The organism is Thauera sp. WB-2 (assembly GCF_027594845.1).
GTDB classification, from domain to species: Bacteria; Pseudomonadota; Gammaproteobacteria; order Burkholderiales; family Rhodocyclaceae; genus Thauera; species Thauera mechernichensis.
This window is the reverse complement of sequence record NZ_CP088935.1, coordinates 2,952,885-2,964,831: the sequence shown is the minus strand read 5'-3', so window position 1 is coordinate 2,964,831 and position 11,947 is coordinate 2,952,885. Positions and strand designations below refer to the sequence as shown.

General features: G+C 66.0%; 11 protein-coding genes and 2 CRISPR repeat arrays (1 of these 13 running past the window's edge). Of the genes, 8 read left to right on the top strand and 3 right to left on the bottom strand.

Annotated features, from left to right (window positions below):
- Together casB and cas7e are read left to right on the top strand one after the other, a co-directional pair.
- Positions 1-510, top strand: coding sequence for a type I-E CRISPR-associated protein Cse2/CasB (casB, locus tag LQF09_RS13565; protein ID WP_270068217.1), 510 nt, complete (start codon positions 1-3; stop codon positions 508-510).
- Positions 511-564: 54 nt separating this feature from the next.
- Positions 565-1,629 carry a type I-E CRISPR-associated protein Cas7/Cse4/CasC gene (gene cas7e / locus LQF09_RS13560; protein ID WP_270068216.1) on the top strand — a complete coding sequence of 355 codons (1,065 nt, stop codon included), beginning with the start codon at positions 565-567 and terminating at the stop codon, positions 1,627-1,629.
- 79 nt (positions 1,630-1,708) lie between these two features.
- Here the strand turns inward: cas7e and LQF09_RS13555 are convergent, their stop codons facing one another.
- The gene (locus LQF09_RS13555; RefSeq protein ID WP_270067959.1) at positions 1,709-3,031 is read right to left on the bottom strand and encodes an ISL3-like element ISIde1 family transposase; all 1,323 of its coding nucleotides are present in this window, start codon (positions 3,029-3,031) and stop codon (positions 1,709-1,711) included.
- Positions 3,032-3,086: 55 nt separating this feature from the next.
- On the opposite strand from LQF09_RS13555, the gene cas5e reads away from it, so the two are divergent.
- Genes cas5e through cas2e form a run of 6 tightly spaced genes read left to right on the top strand, consistent with a single transcriptional unit; the run spans position 3,087 to position 6,628 of the window.
- On the top strand, positions 3,087-3,848 hold the full coding sequence (cas5e, locus tag LQF09_RS13550) for a type I-E CRISPR-associated protein Cas5/CasD (RefSeq protein WP_270068215.1): 762 nt from the start codon (positions 3,087-3,089) through the stop codon (positions 3,846-3,848).
- Positions 3,849-3,850: 2 nt separating this feature from the next.
- Positions 3,851-4,564 (top strand): type I-E CRISPR-associated protein Cas6/Cse3/CasE, encoded by a 714-nt coding sequence (gene cas6e / locus LQF09_RS13545; protein WP_270068214.1) that lies wholly within the window; start codon positions 3,851-3,853, stop codon positions 4,562-4,564.
- A gap of 43 nt (positions 4,565-4,607) precedes the next feature.
- A complete protein-coding gene (locus LQF09_RS13540; protein ID WP_270068213.1) occupies positions 4,608-4,931 on the top strand; it encodes a type II toxin-antitoxin system prevent-host-death family antitoxin in 324 nt (107 codons plus the stop codon).
- Positions 4,915-5,415, top strand: coding sequence for a DUF3368 domain-containing protein (locus LQF09_RS13535; RefSeq protein WP_270068212.1), 501 nt, complete (start codon positions 4,915-4,917; stop codon positions 5,413-5,415). Before LQF09_RS13540 ends, LQF09_RS13535 begins: the two co-directional genes overlap by 17 nt.
- A gap of 48 nt (positions 5,416-5,463) precedes the next feature.
- Entirely contained in the window at positions 5,464-6,351 is an 888-nt protein-coding gene (gene cas1e, locus LQF09_RS13530; RefSeq protein ID WP_270068211.1) for a type I-E CRISPR-associated endonuclease Cas1e, read from the top strand.
- Positions 6,332-6,628 (top strand): type I-E CRISPR-associated endoribonuclease Cas2e, encoded by a 297-nt coding sequence (gene cas2e / locus LQF09_RS13525; RefSeq protein ID WP_270068210.1) that lies wholly within the window; start codon positions 6,332-6,334, stop codon positions 6,626-6,628. Before cas1e ends, cas2e begins: the two co-directional genes overlap by 20 nt.
- An 87-nt stretch (positions 6,629-6,715) precedes the next feature.
- Positions 6,716-8,210: a CRISPR direct-repeat array (repeat unit 29 nt; unit sequence GCGTTCCCCACGGGCGTGGGGATGAACCG).
- A 347-nt stretch (positions 8,211-8,557) separates the two neighbouring features.
- On the opposite strand, the gene LQF09_RS13520 is transcribed toward cas2e, so the two are convergent.
- Complete coding sequence (locus tag LQF09_RS13520) at positions 8,558-9,742, bottom strand: IS91 family transposase (RefSeq protein ID WP_270068209.1); 1,185 nt, start codon at positions 9,740-9,742, stop codon at positions 8,558-8,560.
- A 12-nt stretch (positions 9,743-9,754) separates the two neighbouring features.
- Positions 9,755-10,603 (bottom strand): tyrosine-type recombinase/integrase, encoded by an 849-nt coding sequence (locus tag LQF09_RS13515; RefSeq protein ID WP_270068208.1) that lies wholly within the window; start codon positions 10,601-10,603, stop codon positions 9,755-9,757.
- A gap of 141 nt (positions 10,604-10,744) precedes the next feature.
- Positions 10,745-11,947: a CRISPR direct-repeat array (repeat unit 29 nt; unit sequence GCGTTCCCCACGGGCGTGGGGATGAACCG); it runs 5,847 nt beyond the window's last position.

The following is an 11,947-nucleotide window of genomic DNA, read 5'->3' as shown; positions in this document are numbered from 1 at the left end:
ATGTCCGACCGATTCTCACGCGACAACGCCTACGGCACGATTCTGCTCAACTGGTGGCAGAAGCTCGAAGACGACCGCGCCAGCCGCGCCATCCTGCGCCGCGCACCCACCGTCACCGCCGTCGCCCTGAGTGCGCCCTATCAGCGTCTCTACCGTCGATTCAAGGCAGCCGGATGGAACGCGAACAGCGTCTCCACGCACGACGACCGCCTCGCCGCCATTGTCGGCCTGCTCGCGCATGTCACTCAGGATCAACCGGGGTCACCCGCCAAGGCAATGAGCCACAAGGCGCCCGGCGAGGACAGGCCGCTGGTCAGCGAGTTGCGCTTTACGCGTCTACTGGAGTCACCCGATGTCGACAGCCTGTTCGCGGGTTTGCGGCGCGTGCTGCCGATCATGGAGCACCGCGTGGATGTGATTGCACTGGCCGACGACATCCTGTTCTGGGGTGACGACCGCAAGAAGCGGTGGGCCTACGCCTATGACTGGCCCACTCGCAGCGCCGACTGACTCCCCCGATTCCGTCACGATTCCCTCACCCTTTCCGCTCAAGGAGAACACCCCATGTCCCGCTTCGTTCAACTGCACGTGCTGACCAGCTACCCGCCCTCCAACCTCAACCGTGACGACACCGGCCGTCCCAAAACGGCCCTGATGGGCGATGCGCTGCGGCTACGGATCTCCTCGCAAAGCCAGAAGCGCGCATGGCGGACGTCGGACATCTTCGAAACCGCCCTGGCTGGTCATATCGGTACCCGCACCAAGGACATGGGCAAGCGCGTGCACGATGTGCTGATCGCGGCGGGCGTGTCCGATAAGAACGCCCGTGAGTGGGCGCGCCAGATCGTCGGCAAGTTCGGCAAGCTGAAGTCCGACAAGAAAGCGGAGAAGGACGAAGACCTGCAAATCGAACAACTCGCGCACTTCAGCCCCGAAGAAGTCGAGGCCGTCGAGCAACTCGCGCAGACTTGCGCGACCCGTAACGCCGGGCCGACCGAGGAAGAACTCAAGCTGCTGCGCATCCCCCGCAAGGCGGCAGACATCGCCATGTTCGGTCGCATGCTCGCAGACAGCCCGGCCTTCAACATGGAAGCAGCCATCCAGGTCGCACACGCCATCACCGTGCACAAGAGCGCGGTCGAAGACGACTACTTCAGCGCGGTCGACGATCTCAACAATGGTCTCACCGACAAGGGTGCTGCACACATTGGCGAGCGCAGCTACGGCGCCGGTCTGTTCTATCTCTATATCTGCATCGACCGAGCCTTGCTCGTGGACAACCTCGGCGGCGACAAGGCGCTGGCGGAAAAGGCGCTCCAGGCCTTCATCCATGCAGTCACCAAGGTCAGCCCCACCGGCATGCAGAACAGCCACGCGTCGCGCGCCTACGCCAGCTACGTGCTCGCCGAGAAGGGCGACCAGCAACCGCGCTCGCTTGCCCAGGCCTTTCTCAAGCCGGTCAAACCCTTCGAGGGCGAGGACATGCTGGAGAAGGCGGTGAAAGCCATCGAGACGCGTCGCGCCAATTTCGACAAGGTGTACGGTGCCTGCGCGGATGCACGCTACGCGATCAACGCGGAAACCGGCGAGGGTAGTCTGGATGAGCTGATCCGCTTCACCCAGGAGTGAAGCCATGCCACTACTCGTCTTTCAACTTCAGGCGCCGCTATCGGCGGGCTCTATGCCGTTTCCAGTGGAAATTGACTTCTCAACAAACATGACGGTAGCGCCCGTAGTCGCGGGCGACGGCCGGCACCAGGGGGTTCTGCGGTAGATGCTTGAGCTTGGACATTCGCAGGTAGGCCATGGCGATGAAGTTCTCGATGTTGCGGAAGCCTCGGGCGGCGGTCTTCGTCTGTTGGAGCAGGCCGTTCATCGCTTCAACGTAGGCGTTGCTGCGTCCGTCGAGCATGCCGCGCACGACGCCGCCGAGGTGCTCCTTCAGGGTGAGGGCCAGCCGCTTGAAGGGCTCCAGGCGGCTGCGGCGCGCCCAGCTCAGCCATTTGCTCATGGCACCTTGCGCGATCTCCTCGCTGTTGCTCGCGGCTGCATCGCGATAGACCAGCCGCAGTGCCTGCTTCAGGCGCCACGCACGCGCGCTCTTCAGATTCGAGCGTTGCAGCCAGTGCATCGCCTCGAACTGGGCACGGGTCCAGCTCACCGGGTTCTTGCGCATCCCCCACAGCAGCTGACGCAGCGTCTTCTTGCTCTGTGCGCCGACCGCTTCGCGCACCGCTGCCGCCGAGCTACGCATCTCTTCGCGACGCACCTCGTCCATCGCCGCGTTGGCCAGCGCCACGACATGAAAGCGGTCGTAGCTGATCCGGGCATTGGGCAGCGACTGGTCGACTCCCTTGGCGTAGGCCGCGCTCATGTCGATACACGCGTGCTCAATGGTCAGCGGATCGCCGCCGTGCGCACGCATGTCCTGGGCAAAGACCTGCAACGTAGCGTGATCGCGCCCCGGGGTGGCAAACAGCAAGCGCTTGGCTTCAAGGTCATGCACGACGGTGATGTACTCGTGACCACGCTTGACGCTGGTCTCGTCGATCCCGACGTAGCGCACGCACGACATGTCGTCTTTGGCACGGGCCACCTCGACGTAATGGCGCACGCGGCGCCACAGGCGCTTCGGGGCAACCCGCAACTGGTTGGCCGCCTGGCGCACCGGCATCTCTCGGCACAGCGACAGACTCAGCGCCTCGAACAGCAGGGTAAAGCCGCTCCCCTCACGCGCCCACGGCACCGGCAGCTGCGTGGTCTTGCCGCAGCCGTTGCACTGAACGCGCGGAATCGCGGCATGCAGCCACGCTTCGAACTGAAAGAAATCCAGGTGACGCCAGCTACGCCGGACCCGGTCGTGGATCAACTGGGGCTCGGCCCCACACGCCGGACACGTAGCACGAGCGCCGGTGTGCTCGACCTCGAAGTCGATCCGCCGCTTGGCTGTGTTGAGCTCGACCTTGGCGACGTACCAGGGCGGCTGCAGGCCAAGTGCGGTGGTGAAGAGAGCTTCGATCTGGGTGTTCATCGGGCGCGAGGTCGGCGTCAGTGTCGGGCGGTTGTACCACCGAGGGTCATGTTTGTTGAGAAGTCAATTTCCACTGGAAACGGCACAGAGCCTATCGGCGTGGGGTGACACCGCGGTTGGAGAATACCGGCCGAGCCACGATTACCCCGGCATCTCCGCCCTGGTCGGCTTGCTGGGTGCGGCGCTCGGCCTGCGGCGCGAGGATGAAGCCGCCCACGCCACGCTGCGGGATGCCTACGGCTACGCAGTAGGGGTGCAATCTTCGGGCACCCTGCTGCGCGACTATCACACCGCCCAGGTGCCCAGCCAGGCCAGCCTGAAGAAGCGCCCGCATGCCTCGCGGCGCGACGAACTGGCCATCCCCCGGCACGACCTCAACACCATTCTGTCCACCCGCGACTATCGGCAGGATGCCGGCTTTCTGGTCGCCATTCAGGCAAGCGAGGGCAGCCCCTATCCGCTGGAAATGCTCGCCGATGCACTGCGCACGCCATGTTTCGTCCTCTATCTCGGGCGCAAGGCATGCCCACCCGGCGCCCCGCTGCATCCGCAGATCATCGAGGCGGACAGCGCGGACCAGGCTTTCGACACCTACCTGGAGCGCCTGACCGAGGCAATCACCAAGCTCAACGGCACCGTGCGCGGTGAATCACTCGAACTGCCGCCTCCGGTGGAGCGCATCGCCTGGGGACAAGGCATTGCCGTCGGCCTTGCGCCCGATCTTACCGTGACCCGCAAGGATCGCCCGCTTCGTCGAAAGGGGTGGCAGTTTGGCGACCGCAGCGAGCATGTGGCACTGATCCGCAAGGAGGCCTGAACGTGTACTTCAGCTTGATTACCCCTCGCCCCGGATTCGAGCGCCGCGCTGCGCACGAATGGTTGGGTGACGCCTATGGCGAACACCAATGGCTGTGGCGCTTCTTCCCCGCGCCAGCGGGGACGGAACGGGACTTCCTGTTTCGCCGACGGGATGCCGAGGGCCTGCCCCGCTTCTACGTTGTATCGCAGCGGAAACCCCAGCTTGATTCAGGCGCCTGGCAGATTCAGTGCCGCGAGTATCGGCCGCAGGTGCCAAACGGCGCGCGGCTGAGTTTCGAATTACGCGCCAACCCGGTGGTTTCGCGTACGGGCGACAAGGGCGCAGTGCGTCACGATGTGGTCATGGATGCGAAGAAACGCTTGCTTGCGGCTCGCGACCTGCCCAACTGGAAAGCATGGAAGCCGGACCGGACCACAGCCGATGGCCAGCCGGACCCGCCACCACCGCTCTACGACCTGGCTCATGCCGCATGCACCGACTGGCTCATTAGCCGTGCCGAACAGTACGGATTCGAACTCGACAAATCGACAGTCTCAGTGGCGGCCTACGAGCAACATGGCGGCAAGCGTGGTCAGTTGCGTTTCAGCACGGTCGACCTGGCGGGCGAATTGGTCGTGACCGACGCGGAGCGGTTCGTAAGCGCACTCGCAAACGGCATCGGGCGCGCGAAGGCGTTTGGTTGTGGCTTGTTGCTCGTTCGTCCTGCGACGTGATTTGTTCTATCATTTGATAGCACAAATCAACGCGAGCACCGCCATGGAAACCTTTACCGTACGAGACCTTCGCGAGCGCACCGGTGAGCTGATCCGGGGAGCTGAGGCTGGCAAGCTGTCTGTCGTCACCAAGCACGGCACGCCGGTCTTCGTTGCCGTGCCCTTCGACGACGCCTTGCTGAAAGAAGGTGTGGGGGTCGCGCTGGCCATCCACTTGTTCGACGAAGAACGTATCTCGCTGAGCCGAGCGGCTCGCATGGCAGGCCGCTCGGTGAGGGAGATGGTGGACCTGCTCGGTCGGTACGGCATCCCGGTCATCCGGACGACTGCGGATGAACTGGAGCAGGAGCTTGCAGATTTCGGCTGAACGTTTGTCGGTGGTCGTTGCCGATGCCGGGCCCCTGATTGCGCTCGGGCGTCTGCATCGTCTGGATCTGCTGCCGTTCCTGTTTGCCGACGTTCAGGTGACCGCGACGGTGCTGGATGAATGCCTTGCCCACCCGGACCTTCCGGACGCGCAGAGGATAGCGGATGCACTTTCGTCCGGCCTCATCCGGCGCTGCCCGGACGCTGCGGCTGCGGATGACGGCCCGCTGGATCCGGGTGAGTCGAGTGCGATTGCCCGGGCGCGCGAGATCGGCGCCGGCCTGCTGATGGACGACCGGGCAGCGGTGACGCACGCGCGTGCGCTTGGACTCAAGGTCATCGGCACACTCGGCGTGCTCGTCCTTGCCAAGCGCAGAGGGCAGTTGCAGGAGATCCGTCCCTTGATCGCGCAGATGCGCAGCACCGGACATTACCTGAGCGATGCGGCCGTGCATGCGGCGTTGAGTGCCGCCGACGAGGTCTGACGTACTCACATGCTTCCACCCCTGAAGCCCATCCCGATCAAGGAGCGCATGTCCATCGTCTTCGTCGAGAAGGGCGAGATCGATGTCGTCGACGGGGCCTTTGTCGTGGTCGATCAGCAGGGTTTCCGGGTGCGGCCGGTGCTCACCCACATCCCCGTCGGCGGTGTCGCGTGCATCATGCTGGAACCCGGGACGCGGGTATCCCACATGGCGGCGGCGCTCGCAGCGCGCGTGGGTACCTTGCTGGTGTGGGTGGGCGAGGCGGGTGTTCGCCTGTACTCGGCCGGTCAGCCGGGCGGGGCTCGCGCCGACCGATTGCTCTATCAGGCTCGGCTGGCACTCGATGAAGGCCTGCGGCTCAAGGTGGTGCGGAAGATGTACGCGATGCGCTTCGGCGAGGAGCCTCCTGCGCGCAGAAGTGTCGAGCAGTTGCGTGGCATCGAGGGCGTACGGGTTCGGAAGACCTATCAACTGCTTGCACAGAAGTTCGGTGTGACATGGTCGGGGCGCAATTACAACCCCGAAGCCTGGGATGTATCCGACTTGCCCAATCGCTGTCTGTCCGCCGCAACGGCCGCGCTCTACGGCGTTACCGAGGCCGCTGTCCTCGCTGCGGGCTATGCTCCGGCGGTTGGATTCATCCACACCGGCAAGCCGCTTTCGTTTGTCTACGATGTCGCGGACATCTACAAGTTTGAGACCGTGGTCCCGGCTGCTTTCAAGATCGCGGCGAGCAGCCCGCCGAATCCCGAACGTGCTGTTCGACTTGCTTGCCGAGACATGTTCCGGCAAACACGCCTTCTGGAGCGCATCATCCCTGATATAGAGGAAGTCCTCGCCGCAGGGGAGATCGCTCGACCTGAGGCTCCTGCCGATTCGGTGGGACCCGCCTTTTCCGATGGGGAACATCTTGGCGATGCTGGTCATCGTTCTTGAGAATGCGCCGCCGAGGCTGCGGGGACGACTCGCGGTGTGGCTGCTGGAGGTTCGTGCTGGCGTGTATGTCGGCCAGTATTCCCGCCGCGTTCGCGAGCATATATGGGCACAGGTGCAGGAGGGGATCGAGGATGGGAATGCGGTTATCGCGTGGCAGATGAACAACGAGGCTGGCTTCGAGTTCGAGACGCTCGGAGCAAACAGGCGTCTTCCTGCGGATTGGGACGGCGTGCGTCTGGTGAGCTTCCACCCTGAGGCACGCTCGGAAGATCTTTAATAATCTGAAATTCTCTTGGCATTGGTTTTGGTCGGTAGAATTTGGTGGGCTTGAATTTCCATGATTTTTCATGGGGATAGAGGAAGTGCGTTCCCCACGGGCGTGGGGATGAACCGGAGGCGACCGAGTGGCACCGCATCAGCTTCTAGCGTTCCCCACGGGCGTGGGGATGAACCGGTGACGACGGCATCAAACAAACGCCCTCGGGAGCGTTCCCCACGGGCGTGGGGATGAACCGCATGGCTGCAATGTGCCAACCGATGCCGTGGCGCGTTCCCCACGGGCGTGGGGATGAACCGCCCGCATCAGCGGGCAAGTGGGTTACGCCAAGGCGTTCCCCACGGGCGTGGGGATGAACCGACGCTAACCAATCCCGTGAGATCAGCGGCGTGGCGTTCCCCACGGGCGTGGGGATGAACCGTCGTATGCAGCTTTTACCGCGCTCGGGGTTGCGCGTTCCCCACGGGCGTGGGGATGAACCGGGTCCAGAGCGTGACGGCGAGTTCGTCGGCGTGCGTTCCCCACGGGCGTGGGGATGAACCGCGATGCGCACGCGCTGACCGATGAGCCCGAGCGCGTTCCCCACGGGCGTGGGGATGAACCGGTGTCACGGAACATGAACCGCCCTTCGGTACCGCGTTCCCCACGGGCGTGGGGATGAACCGATTTTGCAGCCACTGGTGCCAGCGCATCCCGAGCGTTCCCCACGGGCGTGGGGATGAACCGGTCGCGGGCCGCGTCGGTCGGGACTTTGCCCAGCGTTCCCCACGGGCGTGGGGATGAACCGGTCTGCGGAGGAGCGCAGCACAGAGGGAGACGGCGTTCCCCACGGGCGTGGGGATGAACCGTAGACGATGCGGTCAGTCGGGCCCGCGCCGGCGCGTTCCCCACGGGCGTGGGGATGAACCGCGGATGGGAAGTCCAAGCGTGTTTCAACGAAAGCGTTCCCCACGGGCGTGGGGATGAACCGAGGAGAGGCTTTGCTGGCGTACTGCACGTACACGCGTTCCCCACGGGCGTGGGGATGAACCGGCCATCGGCTGGGACCACTGCGCAGAGATGCCGCGTTCCCCACGGGCGTGGGGATGAACCGCCCATGGCGCTGGTCGGGAGGCCAGTGCGGCTGCGTTCCCCACGGGCGTGGGGATGAACCGGCGGCCCAGGGCGCCGGCGGCCTGACCGCTGAGCGTTCCCCACGGGCGTGGGGATGAACCGCCGGTGCATGTCAGCATCCTCGACCCAAACCAGCGTTCCCCACGGGCGTGGGGATGAACCGCTGCTGCCCCAGTAGCGCACAGCCGGGCGCTGGCGTTCCCCACGGGCGTGGGGATGAACCGAGGTTCTGTCCACCCGCATCATCGTCGGTCGCGCGTTCCCCACGGGCGTGGGGATGAACCGCGTGTCTAGGGCTGGGGTTGCTGCCATCCAGGGCGTTCCCCACGGGCGTGGGGATGAACCAGCGGACCACGATCGAGCAGGTACTGCTCGCGGGGCGTTCCCCACGGGCGTGGGGATGAACCGCATCAAGCTCGTGATCGGCTACTGCAAGGCGGGCGTTCCCCACGGGCGTGGGGATGAACCGTGCCGGATAACGAATAGGGTTTATCCCTCGCGCCGCAAGCGCCGTTCAGTGCGCGGGCGCCTGCCGCGAGGGATAAGCCTTGTTGAACTGAACCGCCGCGCTGGCGGTGATACTGGGGATTCTACGCGCGGCTCATCCACATTGGATAGAGCGCGACAGGCCCCTGGCATCAGCGGGTCGCCGCTCCCGGCTCAGCGCTCGCGGCCATCGCCGTAATCGGCCGCAATCGGGTGCCGACCCTGCGTCGGGCGGGTGGTGTCGGTCGCGTTCGCCAGTCCGGGAACGTGCCACGGCCTGCCGGTGCGAGCGCCGCATCAGCGAGGATTGAGATGGGGGCGCGTGAGTGTTCATGGTGGCCCATCCCGACAGCGCGGCGCCGGTGCAGGTGGGTCGTACCGGCGAGCCATGACGATCTCGACCGTGTGCCAACGCCCGACCCCGCAGTGCGGGCAGCATCGCGGGTCCTCCCCGCTTACGCGCGCGAGGAAGTGTTCGGCCGCTTCGATAGCGACTGCTTGTGGTGCCGGCGTCTGGAGCGCCGCACGGGCGGCGGCAAGCCGGGCACGCTTGTGGCCGCAGGCGAGCAGCCCGTAGTGGCGCAGGCGCTTGAAGCCGGCCGGCAGCACGTGGCGCAGGAAGCGTCCGATGAAGGTGTCGGTCGGCAGGCTCACCGTACGTTTGCCTCCGGTCTGGTTGTCGCGCACCCGAAGGCGCACCTGGCCCGCACCGCAGCCAAGCAGGCGGTCGTTCGAGAGCGCCACGCGGTGCGTGTAGCGGGCAAGGTAGTCGAGCACCTGGGCGGGTCCGCCGGGCGGCGGCTTGGCGTAGACCACCCAGTCGTGCGCCAGTAGCGCACGACGTCGGGCTTGCCATGCACCCGGCGCAGCGCTCGGATCGTCGGCCAGCTCGCCGCTGCGGTGGGCCGCGTCGAGCCGCGCGAGGAACTTGCCGCGAAACACCTTCGAGGCGGCCTGGACGGGAAACAGGAAGCGCGTACCGCGCACCGGTGCGCGCCATCTGCCCTCGGCGTCGAGCCCGCCACAGGTGATCAGGGCGTGCACATGCAGGTGCATGCGCAGGTCCTGGCTCCAGGTGTGCAGCACGAGGCTGAAGCCAGGCACGGCGCCCAGCCAGCGCGGGTGGGCGGCGAGCTCGAGCAAGGTGGCCGCCGCACTGTCGAACAACGCACCGTAGAGCCAGCGCGGGTGCCGGATCGCCAGTGGATTGAGCGCGTGGGGCAGCGTGAACACCCAGTGCGCGTAGGGCACCGGCAGCACCTCGCGCAGGCGCGCCGCACGCCAGGCCTCCTTGGCCCGCGTCTGGCACTGCGGGCAATGCCGGTTGCGACACGAGCGCCAGACATGGCGCTCGGCGCCGCAGTTTGCGCAACGCTCGCGTACGCCGCCGAGCGCGGCGGTGCGGCAGTCGACGATGGCACGCCAGGCCCGCGCCTGGGTGGGCGACAGCGCATGGCGGCGGCGGTCGATGCTGCCGTGCGTGCGCAGGATGCCGGCCAGCGTGGGGCGGTCCATGGCCGCTCGGCCTCAGAGCCGGCGCAGCAGATCGAGCGGGCTGTCGTGGGGGATTGAACCCGGACGCGCCAGATGCAGGTAGCGCTGCGTGGTCGACAGGTGGCCGTGGCCCAGGAGCTTCGCGAGCGTGGCCAGATCGACGCCAGCCTCCAGCAGATGGGTGGCGAAGGCGTGGCGCAGCGTGTGGATGCCGCCCGTCTTGGTGATGCCGGCCCGGTCGCGGGCACGGTAGTACGCACGTTGCGCACTGCTGATGTCAAAGGGCTGGGCGGCGTCGGTGGCGCGAGGGAACAGCCAGACGCGGGGTTTGCAGATGCGCCAATAGACGCGCAGCGCTTCGAGCAGGCTCGGGCTGAGCAGCGTGTAGCGATCCTTGCCGCCCTTGCCTGCCACCACCCGGATGCACATGCGGTCCGGTGCGCTGTCGATGTCGGCGATGCGCAGCGCGCACACCTCGGACACCCGCAGTCCGGCCGCGTAGGCCGTCATCAACAGTGTGCGCGTGCGCAGATTGGCGGCCGCTTCGAACAGGCGTGCCAGTTCCTCGCGCGAGAGGATCTCCGGCTGACGCTGCGGCGTGTGCGCGTAGGGAATCGTGACGGCCTCAGCCCTGCGGCCCAGCACGGTGTCGAAGAAGAACTTCAGCGCGCACACGGCCTGGTTCACGGTCGTGTAGGCCAGGTGCCGCTCGGTGATCCGGTGCAGCAGCCAGGCCTTGACTTGCGCGCCATCGAGCCGGTCGGGGCTGCAGTGGTAGTGCGCGGCCAACTGCGCCACCACCGACAGGTAGGCCTGCTGCGTGCGCCGTGCCAATCCGCGCAGCACCATCGCGTCGATCATCTGCTGACGTAAGGGGCTCATGACACTTCTCCTTGAACGCGGGGACATCCCCCGTTTCAAGGTAGGTCAGCGGCGCAGACGTCATGAAAAAACGCGGTGGCGCTTGGGTTCGCGGCCACCGCGTCAGCGGTTTAGTTCAACATAGAGTTATGCGGCAGCAATGCGTTCCCCACGGGCGTGGGGATGAACCGCCCGAGCCGATCCCGCAGTTCGCCCAGCCGCAGCGTTCCCCACGGGCGTGGGGATGAACCGGAGTCTGTCGAGTGGCACCGCATCAGCTTCTACGCGTTCCCCACGGGCGTGGGGATGAACCGCCTTGCGGCTTTCTACCCACTCCTGAGGGGGGGCGTTCCCCACGGGCGTGGGGATGAACCGGCCGTCCTGCACCTTCCGTATGTAACTCGTACGCGTTCCCCACGGGCGTGGGGATGAACCGGCGCCGAGGCTCACGCCACATTCGCCGCCCAGGCGTTCCCCACGGGCGTGGGGATGAACCGATCACTGCGAAGGCAGCCAAGGCGCTTGGATTGCGTTCCCCACGGGCGTGGGGATGAACCGGGCGACGTGCTGTGCGCCACTGCCAGCCGCGAGCGTTCCCCACGGGCGTGGGGATGAACCGTCACGCGCGCACGCCCGCTCGTCTACTACAGCGCGTTCCCCACGGGCGTGGGGATGAACCGCACAACTGATCGCCGCCATCGCGGACGAGAACGCGTTCCCCACGGGCGTGGGGATGAACCGACATCGAGCGTGAGCTCGCCCACCCCCACAGCGCGTTCCCCACGGGCGTGGGGATGAACCGTGCCAACGCAGAACATATGCTGAATTGCCAAAGCGTTCCCCACGGGCGTGGGGATGAACCGGCGCTGAGGATCATGACCGCCTTGATGAACGGGCGTTCCCCACGGGCGTGGGGATGAACCGTATCAGAATCGATCGGCCTTCAGCCACGCCGAGCGTTCCCCACGGGCGTGGGGATGAACCGGCCGATACCATCCACATCGAGGCGGTGCTTATGCGTTCCCCACGGGCGTGGGGATGAACCGTGTTGGCGATCCGGCAAGAGCGCTTCCATGAAGCGTTCCCCACGGGCGTGGGGATGAACCGCGAATGCAGAACGCGAGAAGGACGGCAATCGGGCGTTCCCCACGGGCGTGGGGATGAACCGCCCCGGACATCCCCGACGATGTGTGGGCGCGCGCGTTCCCCACGGGCGTGGGGATGAACCGGATGTCGAGATGTTCGTCCGCGCCGATCTGGCCGCGTTCCCCACGGGCGTGGGGATGAACCGTGGCGCGTAGGGCAGGGCACGAACGGCATGCAGCGTTCCCCACGGGCGTGGGGATGAACCGCGCGCTGATCGAT

What these genes read in the sequence shown, in the direction of transcription:
- casB (WP_270068217.1), top strand. Translation starts at nt 1, where the DNA reads ATGTCCGACCGATTCTCACGCGACAACGCCTACGGCACGATTCTGCTC.
- cas7e (WP_270068216.1), top strand. Translation starts at nt 565, where the DNA reads ATGTCCCGCTTCGTTCAACTGCACGTGCTGACCAGCTACCCGCCCTCC.
- LQF09_RS13555 (WP_270067959.1), bottom strand. Translation starts at nt 3,031, where the DNA reads ATGAACACCCAGATCGAAGCTCTCTTCACCACCGCACTTGGCCTGCAG.
- LQF09_RS13540 (WP_270068213.1), top strand. Translation starts at nt 4,608, where the DNA reads ATGGAAACCTTTACCGTACGAGACCTTCGCGAGCGCACCGGTGAGCTG.
- cas1e (WP_270068211.1), top strand. Translation starts at nt 5,464, where the DNA reads ATGTCCATCGTCTTCGTCGAGAAGGGCGAGATCGATGTCGTCGACGGG.
- cas2e (WP_270068210.1), top strand. Translation starts at nt 6,332, where the DNA reads ATGCTGGTCATCGTTCTTGAGAATGCGCCGCCGAGGCTGCGGGGACGA.
- LQF09_RS13520 (WP_270068209.1), bottom strand. Translation starts at nt 9,742, where the DNA reads ATGGACCGCCCCACGCTGGCCGGCATCCTGCGCACGCACGGCAGCATC.
- LQF09_RS13515 (WP_270068208.1), bottom strand. Translation starts at nt 10,603, where the DNA reads ATGAGCCCCTTACGTCAGCAGATGATCGACGCGATGGTGCTGCGCGGA.